Here is a 21,410-nt window from a genome sequence, read left to right on the forward strand (position 1 = left end):
CCTGACCCTATTAAAAATTCTTGCAATGAATCGTGCGCACCATAAATCCTCCTTTCTTCAATCGCTTACCCCTAAGCGAATCCAGCAATTTTTCTTCAAAACTGCATTGGCACTTGCCGCGCTGGTTCTATTGTATTCATTCATAAGCGTTTCGGATTCAAACCCGGTAGATATTCCATTTAAAACCTGGCTCAAGTCCATGTTCCATCCTCAGGAAATCTTGAGTACTATCGAAAAACCGTCACTCAAACAAGCCTACCTTCCTGAAGAGAGCTTAGGCAAAAAGGTCAGCGGCCTGTTTAAAGCAAAAGAGGGCCTGACTTTGACTTTGTCTAACAATCAGGTCAACGTTGCCATCCAAATTCCAGCCTACGCCCTACCCCACAATAAAATCATCTCCATCACTGCCCTCCGCGAAAACGAACTTCCTGTGCTGAACCCGGATATGGTCAATGTGACTGCTGGAGCCTCAGGTTATCGCTTTTTGCCCCATGGCAGCAAATTCAGCATCGCAGCCAATTTGAAGATACCTTACGACAGCACCTTGATCCCGGAGGGCTATACCCCCGAGGACATCCGCAGCTATTATTTTGACGAGCAGGAGCGCAGATGGCTGGACCTGCCCTTGGATTCGGTTGATGCGCAGGCGAAAATGGTGTTGTCCCATACCCTGCATTTTACGGACATGATCAACGGCATCATCAAAGTACCTGAATCGCCTGAAACCGAAGGCTATGCACCAACCAGCATCAAGGACTTTAAACCCGCCGATCCTTCTGCGGGGATTACGATGATTGCTCCACCTGTTGCCAACAATTACGGTAATGCATCTTCTTCTTTTGACCTAAAGTTACCAGCTGGACGGCAAGGCATGGAGCCTAACTTGAGCATTCAGTACAACAACAATGGCGGCAATGGCTGGCTAGGATTGGGATGGGATTTGACTTTACCTTTTATCAGCATCGATACGCGCTGGGGTGCACCCCGATTCGACCCGAGTGATGAAACGGAAACTTATACCTTAATTGGCGAACAACTGGCTCCAATGGCGCACCGAGGTGCATTGGTCAAACGCAGCAGTGAAAAGGAATTTTATCCTCGGGTGGAAGGCAGTTTTGACAAAATCATCCGTCACGGAGATCGGCCTTCCAATTACTGGTGGGAAATCATCAATAAACAAGGCGCCCGAAGTTTTTATGGGGGCTTGCCTGAAAGTGGAGTGGTACAGGGAGCAGTGCTAAGCGACGATAAGGGCAACATTGCCCATTGGGCGCTGGTGCAAACCCGCGACCTGGACAACAACTGTGAACACTACACCTACGCAAAGGTTCAAGACCCTGGTGTTCAGGGTGGTAGCTCCGGTCAACAATTGTACATCGATAAAATCACCTACACTGGAACAACTACACAAGAAGGTCCTTACAGTGTAGTATTCACCCGCGACCGCCAATTGGGCGAAACCAAAAGAAAAGACGTCAGCATCGATGGCCGCTATGGCTACAAAATGGTCACCGCGGATCTGCTGCGCAAAATCACGGTAAACCTCAATGGACAACTCATTCGGAGCTATGAGTTAAAATACAAAGAAGGCGCTTTTTACAAAACCCTCCTGCAAAACATCAGTGAACTGGACGATGCGGGCAAGGTTTTTTATGCCCACTCTTTTGATTATTACGACGATGTAAATGCCAGCGCAGGCTATGTGTCCTTGGGTGAGCAGAAAAAATGGAGCATTGAAAATGACGAAATAAATACGGGAATCATCAATCCTATCCCCGGTTTTACCGATCAGAGTTCGGCGCTCAGCACCGAAAAATCAAACAGTATCGGTTTTGGCCTGGCTGTAACCGTTGGTTTCATTGGAGATGGCTGGAGCAAACAAGCCACAGTAGGGGGAAGTTTTGAATTTGATCACACGACCAATGAAGGCCTGGTTTGTATGGTCGACATCAATGGCGACGAACTCCCCGACAAAGTAACAAAACAAGGTAATCGCTTATTTTACCGCGCCAATTTGAAGGATGCGAATGGTTTCGGCCCACCAAAACCCGTTTTGGGTCGCATTGACCAGTTCAGTGCGGGTACTGCGCTCTCCTTTGGGGTGGGTCTGCAAATCATCCCCTTTGGGCCTTTATTTTTAGGCTATAATTTCACCAGTACTACAACTAAAACCAGCACTTATTTTTCTGATTTTAACGGAGATGGTTTAATCGATATCGCCCACAATGGCCTGGTACTTTTTAATCACATCGATTCCCAGGGCAATCCCGTTTTTGAACCCAGCAGCACCCTCACCCCCAATCCACTATTTTTGAGCGCCTCGGTCGACAAAACCTTTTTGGCACCCGATACGGCCTTGCAACGCCGTCAAGAACAGGAATTTCCACTCCAGGACATCATTCGTTTCTGGACGGCACCATTCGACGGCGACGTGCGTGTTGATGCCCCCGTGCAACTGATCCAGGTAGCCGATAGTCTGCGTTCCAAAAAAGAAGATGGCGTAAGGGTAAGTATCCAATTGCGCGATAAAACGCTTTGGGCCACCGCCATCCCCAAAGGCGATTTTGGCATCAAAAACCCCAGCGATGTAAATCGACTGCAGGTCAAAAAAGGGGATAAAATCTACTTTCGGGTCCAGTCCATTTACAATGGCGAAAACGATGCTGTAAACTGGAATCCAGCCATAGATTACCTCAACTCCATTACGCCGGATATAGACGCCAGCAACAAAAGAAGCAGCCATTACCGAGCTTCGGAAGACTTTATAATTACAGGAGCACAACCCATCGGTATTCCTCGCACAGGAGGTGTTCGTATAGCGGGTAATTTCAAAAAAAGCATCACCTCGGATACGGTAGTTTTGCGGGTGATTCGAACAGATACTTTTGGTAAAAAAAGTATCCTTTTCAGGAAGGTTTTTCCTCCAAAAACGCAATTTGATGGCGCACTCGAAGCCATCGAATCCACGGTTCAGCAGGGGGACGTCTTGCACCTCGAAGTACACGCCGATTCTTACATCGACCGTACAGCAGTCACCTGGTTTCCCAGTTATGAAACCACTTTTAGAGATACCGTTACGGGTAAGCCTGTGGTGTTGCGCGGAACCGTCGTCCCGAGTAACAATGATTACAATACCTGGCAAATCCCTACACCTGTTCAAATCAAAAACAAGCCCGGCGAGCTGAAGCTCTACCCCGATATCCGTTTCCGTGCCGATAGCAGCGGAACGGTCGTATTCACCATCAAGGGATTGGATACCCTTTACACCAAAAAAATCATCCGCATTGAAAAAGGAAAAGTGGCGGGGAACCTGGACACCATCTCCCTGGATGTGCCCCCTGGGACGAGACTATTTCCCGAGTTTCACATCTCCAATGAAGTCTTCGCCCAAGCTTTAGAAAACACCCTGCTCATCAGTAAAAAAGATACCACTTATTCCGAAAGGGATACTACGATTAAAGACTCGGTGGTGTTTAAAGTAGTCAACAAAGTCATTCTCGATACCTTACAAGCCGGGGTTTACACCAATTCCAGTCAAGATGAACCCATTCCGGTTTTTAGAAGATGGGGCCAATTCACGTTTACGGGCGACAAAGGCGACGGCCCCCTGGATGAGTCCAAACTCAATTTTAAAGAACTGAAAAACAATAATTACGAAAAAATCATAGCCGATACTGCACTTTACCGGCAGGATACCTCCTCCATTCGCAAGGTAAAAAGCCCTACCAAAACAGATTTTGCTCCGCTTTATGGCAACGGGCAAAAACGCTTATGGGTAGGCCGCGACTCGGCAGCTTTTGTGTCGGCCACCACCATGAGTAGCTCCAGGCTCATGATGCACGATGTATCGGTAGATAGTTTGATGCTGGGTACGGGTTCAAGCCTGACTGCAGTAAGCAAAGTGGAGCAAAGTTTTGCCAACACCCTCTCCGCCGGGGCAGTACTGATCGCGGGGTATTCCAATGTCCAAACCACCAATATGCTGGACATGATGGACATGAACGGCGACGCTTACCCGGATGTATTGCATACCAACGACGTCCAATACACCTTGCCCAATGGAGCACTCGAGCGGGAGGGGCGCAAAAATGCCTTGCTGGCAACCAACAGTACGGGCAATTCTATTGGGCTGAATTTTGGCGGAGAATTTCCCAGGGCCACCGCCAGCAACAAACGCAATAGTACTGCCTCCAACGCCAACAACAACAAAACCAGATCCAATGCCCGCAGTGCCCTAGCCACGGCCGCATCTGCCATTGGTTTCCCAGGCAATTTGGGCTACAACCTACAAAGTACCAATGTTTCCTGGATTGACATGAATGGTGACGGTTTACCTGACAAAGTATACCAGGATGGACAAGTGGCACTCAACCTTGGGTACTCCTTTACGCCTCTTGAAGACTGGAATTTTAAAGGAATTGATGAGAGTAAAAGCCTCAATTTTGGTGCAGGAATTGGCGTGAACCTGATCAGCGGAACCATTCAAGCCGGAATTGGTTTGACGCGAAGCGAGGACAATACCAACTTTGCACTATTGGACGTCAATGGGGATGGTTTGCCCGATAAAATTTCCGCCACTGGGAACCTTAATGTGCAATTGAATACGGGCAACGGCTTTGCCGCTCCATTGCCTTGGCATGCCAGCAATATCATCAACAATACGACCTCTACAGGTGAGTCCATCAACGTGGCCCTTACCATTCCCATTCCGATCATTGTGGTTAAAATTTGCATCAACCCTTCTTTCAACATCGGTCATGGGGTTTCGAGCCAAACGGATCAAATCATGGACATCGACGGCGATGGTTTCCCCGATCTGCTTCATTCCGAGGACGACGGCGACCTCTCGGTGAGAAAATCCACCATCGGGCGCACCAATATGCTGCGCAAAGTGCAATGCCCACTGGGTTCCAGTTTCGCCATGGACTATGAGCAACTCGGCAGCACCTATCGGCTTTCGCAAAACGTATGGGTTCTAAAAAACCTGGAAGTATTTGACGGCGTACCCGGAGATGGCGTGGACACCATGCGCAGTAGTTTCAAGTACCTGGGTGGCTATTACGACCGCCGCGAAAGGGAATTTTATGGTTTTGATACCGTTCTTACCCAACAACTGAATACGGCAGAAAAAAATGCCCTCTACCGCAGCAGCGAAGAAGTTTTCCTGACGAGTAATTATTACAACAAAGGGCTCCTGCAAAGCGCCACCCTGCGCGACGCTGCCGGGAAAATTTTCACCCAAAACACCAATGAATACGAGCTGCGCACGGTGCGGGACAGTGTCTTTTTCCCAGCCCTGATCAAAAGCACCCAGTTCATCTACGAAGGCAATACCACGCCTGGCGCCAGTACCTACTCCCAATACGACTACGATGCCCTCGGCAACATCATCAAAATTATCGACATCGGCGACGGCAGCCCCGAAGACCTCATCAACGCTACGGTAAAATACCACAACAACGATGCCCTGTACATCAAAGCCATTCCTTCCGAAATAGTGGTCAATACCAGCGAAGGGGTAAAAAGAAGGCGTACCACTACCATCGACGGCAAAGGCCACATCACCCAGATCAGCCAGTTTTTGGCCGATGGTACTTCCGCCAACCACAACATGGAGTACGACCAATACGGCAACCTCAGTAAAATTCTCCGCCCTGCCAATTACAAGGGCCAGCGCATGTTTCACAGCTATGTTTATGATGACCTTATCCACAGCTATGTCACCAAAACCAGCGATGCCTATGGCTACAGCAGCAGTATGGAGTATGAATACCGCTTTGGCAATGTGATCCGCAGCACCAGCCTGCAAAATGAGCAGATGCGTTTTGCCATCGACAATCGCGGTCGAATCAGCACGGTGACTGGGCCTTATGAGTTGGCGGCTGGAAAACCCTATACCATCGCTTTTGATTACCACCCCGAAGCCAAAGTTCCCTACGCCATTACCCACCACTATGACCCGGAATACGACGATGACATCGACATCATCACTTTTGTCGATGGACTGGGAAGGGCTATCGAGGTCAAAAAAATGGGTTCGATTTTTAAAGGCAAAAATCAGGATGATGAGCTTAAAATGATCGTTTCCGGGGCCACGGTCTACGATGCCTTTGGGCGCACAATTGAAAGCTATTTCCCTACCACCGAACCATTGGGAGCAAGCAATACCAGCCTTTCCGGTACCCAGGGTAAAATCAGTGAAATCGTCACTTACGATGTACTGGATCGGGTGCGTACCCAGAAACTAGCCGATGGGGCCACCAGTAGCCTGAGTTACCAGGCCATCGACAATCTTTTGCTTACCCAAATGACCGACGCCCTGGGCAATAAAGCCGAAACCTACCAGGATGTGCGAGGCCGACAACGCTCCGTCAAACAATACGGCGGCCCCAATGGGACCATCAGCACCATCTACTTCTACAATGCCCTGAGCGAACTGCTACGGGTAGAGGACAATAACCAAAACTCTATTGTCAACACCTACGACAACCTGGGCCGCAGACTTAGCGTCAAACACCCCGATGCTGGCCTGACCGAGTACAAATACGACCTAACGGGTAACCTTTTGGAAAAAATCACGGCCCAACTCCGCAAACAAATCCCCCAGGGCGGGGCCATCAAGTACGCATACGACTTCGAGCGCATCGTCGACATCGATTACCCCATCCAGTACCAAAATAAGGTAAGTTACAGCTACGGCGCACCGGGCTCAGGTAACCGCACAGGTAGACTGACCTTGGTGAAAGATGCCAGTGGAGGCCGGGAGTTTTATTACGGCAAATTGGGCGAGGTGACCAAAGAAATCCGCACCGTACTGGTCAATACCGTGTTTTATACAACTTATGTTAGCGAGCAGGAATACGATACCTGGAACCGCATTAAAAAAATGACTTATCCTGACGGGGAGGTCGTATCCTACAAATACAACCGCGCCGGAAATTTGTACAGCATTGACGGGCAGAAAAACGGTAATCCTTATCCTTATGTGAGCAAGCTGGGCTACGACGAATTTGAGGCCAAAGTGTACCTCAAATACGGCAATGGCACTGAAACGACCTATGCTTTCGACGAGCAACGCCGCCGCCTGCAAACCTTGCAAGCCGCCACACCCAAAGGCCAATTGATGCTGAACAACAAGTACAGCTACGACGCAGTGAGCAACATCACGGGCATCCTCAACGAGGTCCAAGCCCAGCCGGGTAAACTGGGTGGCCGCGCCAGCCAAAAATATACCTACGACAACCTGTTCCGACTCATCGGCGCTACCGGAGCATACCAGGGCGCGAAAGATACCGCTACCTATGGCCTGGAAATGGCTTACGACAATCTGTACAACATTGTGGGTAAAAAACTTTCCCAGCGCGATACCGCACGCAGCTACCAACAAAGTTACCTCTACGGAGGCGCAGCCCCCCATCAAGCCACCCAGATAGGCAACAAAAAATGTGCCTACGACCTGAATGGCAACCTCACCACATTCGGCAGCTCCGAATACTTCTGGGATGAAGAAAATCGCCTGATGGGTGTACTGGATAAAGGCCTCCTGAGTGAGTATACTTATGACGCTGGAGGGGAACGGGTCATCAAAAGCAGCGGTGGCATGCAGGGCACTTGGCTCAACGGCGCCCCTGCAGGCACCATCAACCACCACGACAATTACACCGTCTACGTCAGCCCTTACCTGGTGTGCCGCCGAACGGGCTTCACCAAACACATTTACATGGAAGGCGAGCGGGTCGTTTCTAAAATTGGCGAGGGCAGTTTTACCAATATTTCCTTCCCGCAATCTGCCCTTACAGCGGGTGGCGTCAATTACATCCAGCGGGCCGCACAACTTAAACAAGATCGGGTCAATTATTACGCCGGCTTGGGGATCAGCCCCGGCCCGCCAACCCAAAAGCTCTTTTACGCCGAGCCGCAAAACAGCGGGATTGCTCCGCCTGTACTGGTTGATAGCACTGCTGCCAATGTGCCTCGGGGCTGGCCCGGCAATACGACCAAACCAGCGACCGGCCCGCCGGTTTATGTGGCTTCGATACCGAGTAATGACTCTGTGAAAGCGGGTTATGGTTTTAGAGGTACCGGGCATATCGCTGAGGTAAACCAGTACTTCTACCACAAAGATCATTTAGGCAGTACGTCTTATGTGAGCAATGTACAGGGGGAAGTCGCGCAGCATGTGGAGTATTCCGCTTTCGGCGAGACCTTTTTTGAGGAGCATAGTAGCTCCAATACGACGCCTTATTTGTACAATGCCAAGGAGCGGGATGAAGAGACGGGGCTGTATTATTATGGGGCGCGGTATTACAATCCGGCGACGAGTCAGTGGGTGGGTGTCGACCCAAAGGCGGGTAAGTATCCAGGTTTATCGCCATATTGTTTTGTGGCGAATAACCCGATATTGTTTGTGGATAAAAACGGGAAGGAGATATTCTTTAGCAGTCGGGGGGAGTTTATTGGGCTGCTTGGTGTTAATAATGATATTAGAATAATTGATGGTGATGAAAAAATAATTGAAATAGCAAAATCTTTTATTAAACAAAAGGATTCAGATCTTTTAGAAAAAATTAGTGAGCCAGTTTTTGGAACTATGGAAGAAGCTGCTGAAGATTGGGGCCTTAGGTATAGTGCATTATCAATAAAAGAAGGAAAAGAGTATGGCTCTTCTATTTTTAAGGTAAAAGTTCTTGGTAAAGAATACTATTCATATAATAAGGCAAGAAAGGGTGGTATAGATAACACTAATATAAAACTTCCGACGGAAGGTGCGGTATTAACTGGATTTATTCATTCCCATGGTAATTATTTAGAAAAATACAACAACAATGAGTTTTCCCGAACGGATGATGAAGCAGGATTTACGTTAAGTGGAAAAACGGGAAGAATAATTTCTAGCTATTTAGTAACTCCTGATGGAAGTTTTAAAGTAACTAATTATTCTACTAACCCTAAAATGTCATACGAACGAATTTTAAAAAAGAATATGGCCAAAGACCTTAACATGCCAAGAAAAAAAGAGTAATCAGGGAGAAAGGTAAATTGTAGGTTCTGACCCCATTACCCCTGATTAAAGATAATCAAAAGGGTTAAAAAGATGGCCCTTCTTTCTTTTACCTAGAATAAGCATAACTATGAAAAATAACCACTTTACTAAATTATTCTTCATCCCTCTGCTGTTTATCCTCATGTGCATCCACTACGCCCATGCCCAGCAGGACACCCTCCTGCTCAAAATCTATTTTGCGGAAGGGAAATACAACCTCACGGCCAGTGCCAAGGCTCAGCTCCAAAGCTTTGCCACTCAGCACAAAACCCAACAAAACATCAGCATTGTTGGCCGTGGCGACCGCAAAGGTTCAGATGCCTTGAATGATAGCCTCTCGCTCAAAAGGGCCCTGACAGTAAAGAGTTTTTTGATTGCCAATCAATTTCCCCGCGAAAACATCCATGCCATCATCGGCTATGGCCGCCGCAATCCCATCGAACCCTATACCGACTCTTTGAATCGGGTGGTATGGATCACGGTATCCGCTGGTGAGGCTCCAACGGCAAGCGGAAGCAAGGTGTATAGCTACCGGGATTCGCTGGTTTTGGTTTCAGCGCCCTATCCAGCCAAATTTTTGAACCAGCATCCTGCACCACAAGCAGGTGATACCCTTTTGATCGAAACCCGTTCCCAGCAAATCGGGGATACCTTGCGGAGTACTCGGGTCATTTACCTGGCTATCGGGGATGATGCGCCATCCAAGCCGGGCATCACGGCCATTTCCATGCACGACTCCCTAATCCTATTGCTGCCACCTTATCCCCCGACCTATCTCGTTGGGAATAAAAAACCCTACAGAGGTGATACCCTGCACATCGATACCACGATGCTGCAAGTCAACACGACCTTGTACATCCTGCGCAAGATTTATCTAGCCGATGAAACCCTACAAACCACCTTTCCGCTGGGAGCTAAAGAAATACCCGAAAAAACCAAAGCGGCAGAGCTAGCCAGAGCTTTTATGGATACTTTGCAAAGCAGCACCGCTGGCCAGGCCATCATCATCCGTGGCCTGGGTTTTGAGTTTGGCTATCATGTGATGCCCAAGTCGGATTTGCCTGCTTTACAGGCCGTATCTTCGGCCCTCAAAAGTATGCCCCGGCTCAAGCTGGAAATCCGTGGCCACGTTTGTTGTGGAGATTTTGGACAGGATGTTTTTGACAAGCAGAGTGGGCAATACGATCTTTCTACCAATCGAGCCAAGGAAGTGTATGAATATTTATTGACAGAGGGGATCGATCAATCGCGGATTTCCTTTTCCGGCCAGGGCATGAAAGAACCCATTGTTTTTCCCGAAAAAGGCAAAAATGACCAGTATCGGAATCGGAGGATTGAGTTTGTGATTGTGGAGAAGTAATCGCAAAATTCTCTGGCTATGTCCCAAATTATGCCAATAACAATTCTACCCGAAACCCATCCTCATAGGCTGCTTTTAAACTACCTCCCATGTTTTTAGCCCGCATGGCCATGTTGCTCATCCCTAATCCATCGGAGGGTTTTTGTGTTGACACTGTTCCATTGTCTTGTACCACCAAGCGCAAATGCCCCTTGTCTTGTTCAAAAAGAATGTTGACCTGAGTAGCATCCGAATGCTTCAGGATATTGGCAATGGCTTCCTTAAAAATCAAGTAAATGTTTTGGCGTTTTTCCGGGTCAATGAATTTTTTTCCATCAATACTGTTCACTGCAAAGTGGTAAGTAATGTTTTTGACGCCCAGGTTTTTTTCAGCAAAAACCCGCATCCGGTCAATTAGGTTTTCGTATTTGTCCTTGCGGGAATCGATGACCCAAACAACATCGCGCATGCGTTCCATGGCATCGCGGCTCATGTCACTCAGTTCGTTGAGTGCAGATTTGATTTCAGTTGGGGCGGTGTAGGCCATTACCTGGGATTGCATGGCCAAGCCGGATAAAATGGAACCGACATCATCGTGTAAGTCGCTGGAAATTTTGGTGCGAATGGCTTCCAGTGCTTTTACTTTTTGGACGGCCTGGGCAGTGCGGTATTGGATAAACACATAAACAGCTGCTGCAAAAATTCCCGCATAAAGTAAATAAGCCCACCAGGTTTTCCACCAGGGCGGACGGATGCTGAAAGGGTACATCAAGGTTTTGCTCCAATAGCCATCCCCATTCATGGCTCTAACCTTAAATGTATAAGTTCCCGGAGGCAAGTTGCCATAAGGCACTTCAGTAAGCGCACTTAGCCCGCTCCAATTGGCATCAATACCTTCCAATTTGTACTGATAACGCATTTTTTGCGGCGATTTGGTGGCAATGCCAATAAAATGAAAAGCAAGAAAATTGTTGTTATAGGTCAGGCTCAATTGTTCAGGAACCCCTTTCCAGGGCATTAAATCAGCAAATCGGAATTGGCCAACTTTTACACCATTGCTCAAATTGAAAGAAGTATCCTTTTTTCCCGCCAACAGCGCCCAGGGGACCGATTCGTTGAACAAGCTGATATTGCTGAGTTCTACCTGGGGAGCTTGAGTTTCAAAGTTGTCACCGCCTGGGTGGTACACGGTAAGGCGATCACTTGCACCCACCCAAATGTTGCCCGCGGTATCTTGTCCAATGGCACCCAAATAACAGGATACGCCTAAAAAGCCATCCTCATAGGCGTAGTTTTTGAACAGTACTGGCGATTGTTTCAAGGCTTCAGGTTGTACGAGTTGCACTTTTTCCAGTTGCCTCAAGGCAGTCTGCGATAACTTACTCAAGCCACCACGGGTACCCAGCCAAAGGTTGTCTTTGGCATCCAGGGTCAAGCTCAAAATATTGTTATTGATCAGCCCTTCTTCTGTGCCAAAGCGGGTGAACAGCCGCTGTGCCCGATCCAATCGAATCAGCCCATTGCCAACACTGCTGATCCAAATTTGACCCGATTTATCTTCTACAATCCCCGACACATCATCGCTGAAGAATCCTTCCTGCGTAGTGAAATGGGTGATAGTTTTGCGCTGTCGGTCAAGTTTATTGAGGCCTCCGCCTCTGGTGCCAATCCAGATATTCCCGCGTTGATCTTCGATGATGCTTTTAATGTCATTGTGGCTCAGTCCTTCTTTGGTAGTATAATTGGTAAAAAACTGACCAGTAGGGTCAAGCCGGGAAACCCCACTATCCCAGGATCCAAACCAAATGGCGCCACTGCGATCTTGATAGATGCAACGAATATCATTGCCGCATAAGCCAGATTCTTGGGTATAGGTGACAAAATTTTTGCCGTTGAATTTCGAGACTCCCCCACCCCAGGTTCCGCACCAAATATTGCGCTGTCGGTCTTCTAAAAGGCTGAATACACTGTTGTTGTCCAGTTTGTGCCCCAAACCATCTTTAGTAGAGTATTGACGAAAAGTGTTTTTGCTACGATCCAGCTGAACCAAACCACCCCCACGGGTCCCCAACCACATCTTGCCATTATGGTCTTTCAATACATCGAACACGATGTCGCTGCTGAGGCCTTCTTCTATAGTAAAATGCGAAAATAAATTGCCCGCATATTTGATCACACCCCCTCCCAGAGAACTGCTCCAGATCGCACCTGTACGGTCTTCGAGCAGATCCGAAATGAAATTATTGCTCAACCCTTGTTTTTCGCTGAACCGGGTCAGGGTATTCAGGCGGGTATTTAAGCGCAGCAGACCCTCGCCATCCGAAGCAAACCAGATGTTCTCGTGCTTGTCCTGCAGGATGTCGGTAATGATAAAATCGGCATTGAGTTGATAATGTGCAAAGGTACTGCCGTCAAAAGTAGAGGCCAATCCTCCGGTGGAACCGAGCCAAAGCAGCCCGTTTTTGTCTTCCGTGATGGCATAAATGTAATTGGCTTTGAGTCCGTTTTTGTCGGTATAATGCTGAAACGTTTGGCCATCAAATTTGCTCAGTCCCGCCGCTGAACCAAACCAAAGGTTGCCTTTTTGGTCTTCTAGTGCGCAGATGACATCATTGTTGAGCAAGCCCTGTTTTTCGGTATAGTGAACAAAGTTTTTGCCATCGTATTTGATTAGTCCTCCGGAAGTGCAAAACCATAAATTCGCTGCACGGTCCTGGATGATTTTTATTGCGGGAGAATCGGTAAACCCTTCAGCGAGATGATAATTGGTGAAATAATTTCCATCGAATTTAGAGATACCCCCACTCCAAAACCCGATCCAGATATTGCCCGTTTTATCCTGAAAAATACTGCTGATGCTGTTGCCTCCCAAACCCGTTTGATCCGTATAGGTGATGAATTGTTTGCCATCGTAGCGGCTCAATCCCCCGCCGTCAGTCCCGATCCACAAGCAACCCAAGTGGTCCAGGAGCAAACAAGTAGTTTGGATGTGTTTCAGACCCTGCAATACGCTGAAGGAACTAAAATTGTCGGGGTTGTGGTCGCTGATGTGGGCATCTTTGGCTATATTTTTTTCGGGGATGCCCATGGCCACCGGCCGATCGATTGCAGAGCTTACCTTGGGCAGAGTGAAGCCGTTTTGCCCAGGTACAACTTTGATTGGCAAATTTGCGGATCTATTTTCAGGCCGACCGAGTGCCTTAACGTTGGTATAGGCAGGTACTTCCAGCGGCGTACAATTGGGACCAACAACTACAGCCCCCAACGCTGTAGTTTGTGGCGAAATGATGCTGTCCTGGGGGACAATATGACCAGTGGCAGGGGCAACATGGGGTGCAAAATGGGGCAAGTTTTCATTGTGGTGATTCTGAGTACAACAAAGCAGGGCGCATAGATAAAAACAAATACACAACAACCTTACCCACCTGAACAGGTGATGATGGCATCGATTTTGGGAAATCATAGAGCAGCCTTTAAATGATTACGCTTCAGGCTCTCAAGATAATGATTTTGGTTTAGTTATTTGATATAGCCCTTCATGTACTGCGTAATCGCCTCGGTTTTGTTGTTTACTTGGAGGACTTTGTACAACTTCTTGACGTGTGAACGCACGGTCTCAATAGAAATAAACAATTCCGTGGAAATCGTGGCATAACTCTTGCCGTCCACGAGTTTCTCCAAAATCTCTTTTTGTCGATCCGAAAGAATACTGGCTTTACTGACCCTGCCACCCATCAGGTGATTGACAATTTCACGGGCGATTGATGGCGACATGTACGAACCACCGTTGGCCACAATGCGCAAGGCCTCCACAATTTCGTCCAGACTGGCTTTTTTGGAAATATAAGAACAGGCTCCCGAACACAAGGCTTTGAGAATCACGTCTTCCTCTTCATAGGTGGTGAGCATGATGATGTCTTGCTGCGGCAATCTTTCCAAAATCAGCGGGATGGCTTCCAGTCCGGACAAACCAGGAAGCCCGATGTCAAGAATCAAAATGTCCGATTGGAGCGAAGGATTGATGTTCAACACGTGCAAGAAAGATTCTACGGAGCCATGTACCTGACACAGTTCAAACTCTTCATGGAATCCTACGAACTTGGATACATTTTCACGGACAACCTTATTGTCTTCAATGATGCTGATTTTGGTCTTTTTCATGTGGTATGGATTCCTGTAAAGTTAAGCGCTTTTGGTGAATAAAAAACTCACCCGGCCGGGTGAGTTTTCGGTACAAAAGGCCCACCTTTTTCACCGCTTAGGGTGATTGTGATGCCTACAGATTTTGATCAATTTTGTCCCATCACTACCATCTAATTCATTCATCCACCAAAACCAATATACGTGAAACAGCTAACCCAAAAAAACACGGCAGACCTGGCGGCCGAATCAATACAAACCTGGCGTGGTTTCTTCTCCACATGCACCATGTTGTTGCTCTTTTGTAGCTTCATGATTGTTGCACAGCAGCTATCAGCACAAGAAACCGCTGAAATCCAGAACTTCTGGCGAAAAAGTTACATCCAGGCTGATGCCAGCAAAACAGGATTGGGGCCGCAAGGCGAAAAAGCAGTTTGGACAGTTGAAAAAATTGCCAACAGCTCCGATGTGCGCCTCAAACATGTGGCCAGTGGAGCCTATCTGCACGCTGAGACTGATGCGAAGTTTCCAGTGGTAGGTGCAGTAGGTCCCGGCTGGTTGAGCGCCATGTGGATCATGGAACCCATAGCTGGAACCAACCTGGTGCGCATCAAGAACAAATGGCGGAGCCTTTATTTGCATACGGAGACCGGAGCCTTGGAAATGGGCGCAGTTCAACCCGGCTGGCTGAGTGCCCAATGGCAGATTTATCGGTCCTCTTCAATCTCTACAAGCAGCCCATCAAACACAGCCGACGCCCCCCTGGGCGCAATGGGCAGTGGGACCTTCCCGGATCAAATCTCTGCCCCACTGAAACAAGTCATCTGGCGCGTCAATATTGCGGGGTATCTTTTCAAATCCATGGATGCTGGCAAGACCTGGAATGACCTGAACAAAAAATTAGCGTACGTTTCTGCAATAAACAATACAACTGCCTGGGGCGTCAACTTTGAGGGAAAAGTTGAACTGACTCTGGATGGAGGCACTACCTGGAGAACCACCTCCGGTCTGCTGAAACAGATATCCGGAGTTGACGCCAACACGGCATGGGGCGTCAATGACAAGCTGGAAATTTATAGAACCCTGGACGCAGGCTTTACCTGGTCAAAAGTGAGTGGCGCGGCGCAAAGCATCTCGGCAGTGAATGGAACTACCGCCTGGGCCCTCAATAGTGGCAATATGTGGCGTACCAATAATGCGGGCAGCAATTGGAGCCAGGTTCCCGGAAAAATGAAAAGCATCAGTGCCAAAAGTTTTGATCTGGGCATTGGCATCGACGATCAAGGGAACCTCAAATCTACCATTGATGGTGGCAAATCTTGGCAATCGGTAGTCCAAGGCTATTTTTTAAGCGCCGTTGCTTATGCTGAACGAGCTGGCTATGCCATTGATAACAATTTAAAATTGATCTCGATAACCTATTGATCCCAACAACATTTAGTACAACTGAAACTGCTCCTATAAATGGCTTTTTGAAAGTCTTTTCACCATAAAACAGTTAAAATCCAATATGAAAAATTTCCAATTAACCGTGCTGGCTATTTTGGGCTTTGCCAGTTTGAATGCCCAAAACTTATCTCTTCAACCCATTACCGAACCACAGGAGCTGCAAAGCAGTTTGTTTATGAACAATGCTTCCAGCAGTTATGCGGCAGATGAAACGCCCACCGGGCACCAACTCCACAGTCCCATCGCGGCGACCAGCCTGCGGGTGAAAGGCCTCTACATTGTCCCAGTTGGACAAGTGGAAAAACCCAGGGCAAAAGAAGCCATCGCAGCAATTTTGGCCATCATGCAAAGCCATTATTTGAAGATGCTGGGCGTTACTTTTGAATTTGATCCGGAAGTCAGTGTGCTGCGTTCGAACTACAGTGTGACAGATGCCGTTGACTGGAACAACAACTACAACTTCATTAAAACCAACTTAGGACAAGAATTCCTCAACAACCGTAACATAGTGGTTTCCGTTCTGGAAGGCACGGCGGGTGATGCTGGCGGCTGGGGTGGAGTATTAAAAATGACGGGTACTTTTTGGAACAATTGCTATGACATTTTCATCAATCGCCCCCATATGTTGAGTACCGAACTGGCCGGTTGGTCTCATGAACTGGGGCATGCCTTTGGCCTCATGCACTCCTTGGACACTAAAAATTGCCTGGCTAAGTTGAATATCGACATGGGCACACTCCCCAGTTTGTTGATGCAACAAACCGATAAATTCCGCACCTTGTATGAGTATCCTCTGGCCAAAGAAGAGAAAAAAATGCTGCTGGATTCTACTTATTCGGTGAGTTGTTTGGCCTTTAGAGGCGACCGGCCGGCCCCCCTGCGTTACCTCAGGCTCACGAGTGGCCAGGCTAGCCAAAGTGCCAATGGCCGCAACGTAGAAATGATCGAATTTCACAACGGCGCTGAAGGCAGGGGCACTTTAGCCAGAGACGCTTCGGGCAAATGGTTGGAACGCGATTTGCTGGGTACCACCCGTTTTAGCTTCAACGAAGTTGGGCGCGACGATTGGTCCGTCTACCTTCAGGACCCTGGTCGCAATGTCGCTCTTCAAATCGATTTGTATACCTCAAAAGTGATGTATGGCACCATTGGCGCGAGTACCAAGTCGCCTATTTACAATATTTTATGGTCGAAAAAATCAGCTGGCTCCATCAACAATCCGTCTTGCGCTTGTGCCGCTCAAACCTTTCGCAGTGTGAGCGACCACACTTGGGTGGAGTTCCGACTACCGGGTGGCAGCAGTGGCCAAACCATCAACATCCCGGCAGGTGCCCACAATAAATACGTTTTCCCAAAATGCAACCGGGTTTGGTGGGACAACCTCAGCTTCACGTGCAACACCAGTACGTGCAAGTGGGAAAAAACGGCTGGCAGATGGGATGCTGACGCACTTTGCACGGGTTCTGCTGGCAATAGTCCATATGTTTTTGTTGGGGAGAAATAGTTGTTTTTAAAGGATGATTTAGTTGGGTTGGGCTAATTGAAAATAGCTCAGCCCAATTCTATTTTAATCAATCATTTTCGATACTTTTAAGACATTAAGTCCACCAACGAAACACCTATGCACAGATTACTTCCTTTCATCTTGGCCCTTGGCCTTTTCCAGGCCTGCCAAAATCCAGCTACCAAGTCCACCGAATCCACCACCGACATCAACACCTTCGCCTACGATTACACCCAACTCAAAGCCCACACCCCCCTCATCCTGCTCGAAGACGGCGACCACAAAGTCCTGCTCGCTGAAGCCTACCAAGGCCGCGTGATGACCAGCACCGCCGCCGGGATGAAAGGCACCAGCTACGGCTGGATCAACCATGATTTGATCTCCAAAGGCGAATACCAACCCCACATGAATGCCTTTGGCGGCGAAGAACGTTTTTGGTTAGGCCCGGAAGGTGGGCAATACGGCCTGTACTTCAAAAAAGGTGATCCTTTTGACCTTGTCCACTGGCAAACACCCGGTGCCATCGATACCATGACTTATCCAGCCGTGCAAAAAGATAAAACGCAAGCACTTTTTGCCAAAAGTTTCAGCATCGAGAACTACGCGGGCACCCGCTTCGACCTCAAGGTGGAACGCCGCATCCGTTTGTTGAGCGAAAAAGAAGCCAGCGACCTCTTGCAAGTGCCCCTCAACGCTGTAAAATGGGTAGGCTACGAAAGTGACAATCAGCTGAGCAATACCGGCCAGGAAGATTGGGACAAATCCAAAGGAGTGCTTTCCATCTGGCTATTGGGCATGTTGAAAGCCAGCCCCGCACAAGTGGTCATGTTGCCCTACAAAGCTGGGGGCAGCGCTCAGGTCAACGACGCTTATTTTGGCAAAATCGCCGCCGATCGATTGATCAAAAAAGACAGTGTGCTCTTCTTCAAAGGCGACGCCAAGTCGCGAGGCAAAATTGGCATTCCGCCCGCCATTGTCAAACCCCTCGCAGGCAGTTACGACGTCGAAAAAGGTGCTTTGACCATCGTGCGCTTCAGCTACACTGGCGATACCGCTTATGTCAATTCCATGTGGGAAATCCAGCGCTACCCCTACCGTGGCGACGTGGTAAATACCTACAACGATGGCCCGAACGACAAAGGTGAACAAATGGGCGCTTTTTATGAACTGGAAACCTCCTCCCCTGCCCTGGTGCTCAAAAAAGGCGGTGCTTACCGGCATGTGCAGCAGACTTTTCATTTTGAGGGCAAGGCTTCGGATTTGAATGTGATCAGCAAACATGTGCTGGGAGTGGAATTGAGCCAGGTGCCGAAATTTTAAAGATATTGTGGGATCAAACAATAATCGGTAACTTTAGATCAGAATTTCTCCAAATGGCGCGTGACATTTTTCATTCAAATGTAAGGGATGCACTGATTAAAGATGGTTGGGTAATTACCCATGATCCATATGAATTAGAAATGGGTAGCCCTGATTATGAAATAGACCTGGGGGCTGAAAAAATTATTGCCGCACAAAAAGGAGTAGAAAAAATCGCAGTGGAGGTTAAAAGCTTCGTCGGAAAATCAGCAGGGTATGAATTCCACCAAGCTGTTGGCCAATATCGGAACTACAAAAGTGCGCTTGATGACATTGAGCCAGAAAGGGTTATCTTTCTAGCCATTTCGGAAGACATTTACGAATCTTTCTTCAAACTTCCCTTCCCCCAAAAACGTTTGAATGAAGACAAGATTAACCTTTTGGTTTTTTCAATAACAGATAAAATCATTGTGCAATGGATAAGGCAGTAATCAATCGACAAATTCTTCTAGAAGTCCTGCACGAGTATCTTGAGCGCCGCAAAAAGAACCCTGATGATGGTGTTCAAATTGTGCCTGTTTTTGACGAAGAACACGATAACTATGAGATTAAAAAAATGGGCTGGCGCAACAAACGTAGAATCAGTTTCACTGTTTTTTTCTTTTCTATCGCCAATGACGGAAAAATCTGGGTTCAAGTAAATGCCTCGGACTATGATATTGTGGGTGACTTGGAAGAGAAAGGTGTGGCTAAATCAGACATTGTATTGGCTTTTCATGCACCACATTTAAGGCCTTATACTGGGTATGCTGTGGCCTGATAGCTGTTTATGCGCTAACTTTTTAAAAAGCAATCAACGTGTTTCGAGCCGATGGGACTGAAAGTAAAATTCCTTTTGACGAATTTTTGAACGGGGAGAATATACTGCCCGGTTTTAGTGTGCAATTGGCTGATTTGTTTGAAGGTGATCAATAAACAGGTGTTGGCCTAAAATAGGCCCTATGCGGCCCACGATACAAACTCAAACAGTTTCCAAGTCCAACTTTAAACCACCAACCAAATAGCCATGACGAAGCAAGCTTTGTGCGCATTGACGCTATTCTGTTTGTTCTTGCAACAGGATTTTGTCCGGCAAAAAGCCCCCCTGCAGCAACCTAATATCATCCTGTTTTTGGTAGACGATATGGGCTGGATGGATACTTCGCTGCCTTTTGGCGAGACGGTGATGCCCCTCAATAAAAAATATTTCACCCCGAATATGCAAAGGCTTGCCGATGAAGGCATGGTATTTACCAATGCGTATGTAAATCCGGTATGTACTCCCACCCGTACCAGTTTGATTAGCGGCCTAAGCGCAATACGTACCCACATTACCAATTGGACCAATACGCCCAAGGACAGTCCTACTGATTATCCAGACAGTTTATTGCAATTTCCGGACTGGAATGTAAACGGCTTGAGCCCTACCAATACTGGAAAAACCTACACCGCCAAGCCATTGCCCCAACTGCTCAGAGATGCGGGTTACATTACCTTGCATGTGGGGAAAGCGCATTGGGGCAGCCAGTCTACCCCTGGCAGCGACCCGATTAATTTGGGTTTTATGAGCAATATCGGAGGCACGGCCATTGGCCATCCGCAGAGCTATTACGGTTTGAAAAATTTTGGGAATGAACCCGGAAAAATGACGCATTGGGCCATCCCTAGTTTGCAGGAATTTTATGGTCAGGACATTTTTTTAACCGAAGCACTTACCCGCAAAGCTTTGCAATTGATGGCCGCTCCCATTCAGCAAAAGCGACCATTTTTCCTTTACCTGGGCCACTATGCGGTGCATACCCCCATCATGCCGGACCACCGTTATTTTAACAAATACCTTCGAAATGGCCTTGACTCGATTGAGGCGGCTTACGCTACACTCGTAGAGGGCATGGACAAAAGCCTGGGTGATGTTATGGATTTTTTGAAAAGCAAAAATGCGGATAAAAACACGGTTATCGTTTTTATGTCGGACAATGGAGGCCTGTCCAATAGCAACCGGGGCGGAATACGCCATACCCATAATCTGCCGCTTCGTTCGGGCAAAGGCTCCGTCTATGAAGGCGGCATCCGTATCCCGATGATTGTAAAATGGCCGGGTACTACCAAACCGGGAAGCCGAACTGCCCAATACGTGATGGCTGAAGATTTTTTTCCCACAGTTCTCGATATGGCCAGCATTCAGAATAAGGCCCTGCGAGATACCATTGATGGAAAATCATACCTTTCCGTTTTGAAAAAGCCCGCACTCCAGGATACCAGTCGCAGCCTGGTTTTTCATTATCCCCATCGCTGGACGACCAGGGAAGCGGAAGCGATTGCCTGGGCCAGTGCCATCCGCAAAGGGAATTGGAAACTGGTATATCTGTTCAAGCAGAAAAAGCTGGAACTCTACAATCTTGCTGAGGACCTTGGTGAAAAGCATGATCTTTCTAAAAAATACCCGGCTCAAACAGCCAGAATGGCTAAATTGCTGGCTACTGAATTGAGGAAACGCAATGCACAAATACCCGTATGGAAGTCAACTGGTCAGCCGGTAGCCTGGCCAGATGAATTGTAACGGCATCCAAAATAGTTTAAACATACTTTCAAGCTCA

10 protein-coding genes are annotated in these 21,410 nt (G+C 47.9%); 8 read left to right on the top strand and 2 right to left on the bottom strand.

The genetic code is table 11. The annotated features are described in order from the left end of the window. Positions 1–25 precede the first annotated feature (25 nt). Both SFV55_RS11930 and SFV55_RS11935 read left to right on the top strand, forming a co-directional pair. Positions 26–9,022 (top strand): toxin TcdB middle/N-terminal domain-containing protein, encoded by an 8,997-nt coding sequence (locus tag SFV55_RS11930; protein ID WP_320029727.1) that lies wholly within the window; start codon positions 26–28, stop codon positions 9,020–9,022. Between the two features lie 109 nt (positions 9,023–9,131). Further along, the gene (locus tag SFV55_RS11935) at positions 9,132–10,403 is read left to right on the top strand and encodes an OmpA family protein (protein ID WP_320029728.1); all 1,272 of its coding nucleotides are present in this window, start codon (positions 9,132–9,134) and stop codon (positions 10,401–10,403) included. Between the two features lie 28 nt (positions 10,404–10,431). Here the strand turns inward: SFV55_RS11935 and SFV55_RS11940 are convergent, their stop codons facing one another. Together SFV55_RS11940 and SFV55_RS11945 are read right to left on the bottom strand one after the other, a co-directional pair. Further along, the gene (locus SFV55_RS11940) at positions 10,432–13,731 is read right to left on the bottom strand and encodes a two-component regulator propeller domain-containing protein (RefSeq protein WP_320029729.1); all 3,300 of its coding nucleotides are present in this window, start codon (positions 13,729–13,731) and stop codon (positions 10,432–10,434) included. A 170-nt stretch (positions 13,732–13,901) separates the two neighbouring features. Beyond that, complete coding sequence (locus tag SFV55_RS11945; RefSeq protein ID WP_320029730.1) at positions 13,902–14,543, bottom strand: response regulator transcription factor; 642 nt, start codon at positions 14,541–14,543, stop codon at positions 13,902–13,904. Positions 14,544–14,726: 183 nt separating this feature from the next. Between SFV55_RS11945 and SFV55_RS11950 the strand changes: the two genes are divergently transcribed. From SFV55_RS11950 to SFV55_RS11975, 6 genes are all read left to right on the top strand, one after another. Continuing rightward, a complete protein-coding gene (locus tag SFV55_RS11950; RefSeq protein ID WP_320029731.1) occupies positions 14,727–15,947 on the top strand; it encodes a tectonin domain-containing protein in 1,221 nt (406 codons plus the stop codon). Between the two features lie 85 nt (positions 15,948–16,032). Further along, positions 16,033–17,475 carry a hypothetical protein gene (locus tag SFV55_RS11955; protein ID WP_320029732.1) on the top strand — a complete coding sequence of 481 codons (1,443 nt, stop codon included), beginning with the start codon at positions 16,033–16,035 and terminating at the stop codon, positions 17,473–17,475. 117 nt (positions 17,476–17,592) lie between these two features. Beyond that, positions 17,593–18,795, top strand: coding sequence for a DUF6786 family protein (locus tag SFV55_RS11960; protein WP_320029733.1), 1,203 nt, complete (start codon positions 17,593–17,595; stop codon positions 18,793–18,795). Between the two features lie 53 nt (positions 18,796–18,848). Next, positions 18,849–19,265 carry an element excision factor XisH family protein gene (locus SFV55_RS11965; protein ID WP_320029734.1) on the top strand — a complete coding sequence of 139 codons (417 nt, stop codon included), beginning with the start codon at positions 18,849–18,851 and terminating at the stop codon, positions 19,263–19,265. Further along, positions 19,250–19,594 (top strand): XisI protein, encoded by a 345-nt coding sequence (locus SFV55_RS11970; protein ID WP_320029735.1) that lies wholly within the window; start codon positions 19,250–19,252, stop codon positions 19,592–19,594. Before SFV55_RS11965 ends, SFV55_RS11970 begins: the two co-directional genes overlap by 16 nt. Positions 19,595–19,840: 246 nt before the next feature. After that, on the top strand, positions 19,841–21,373 hold the full coding sequence (locus tag SFV55_RS11975) for a sulfatase (RefSeq protein WP_320029736.1): 1,533 nt from the start codon (positions 19,841–19,843) through the stop codon (positions 21,371–21,373). The last annotated feature ends 37 nt before the right edge of the window (positions 21,374–21,410 follow it).

The sequence above is a fragment of the Haliscomenobacter sp. genome, assembly GCF_033763495.1.
In the GTDB taxonomy this organism is placed as follows: domain Bacteria; phylum Bacteroidota; class Bacteroidia; order Chitinophagales; family Saprospiraceae; genus Haliscomenobacter.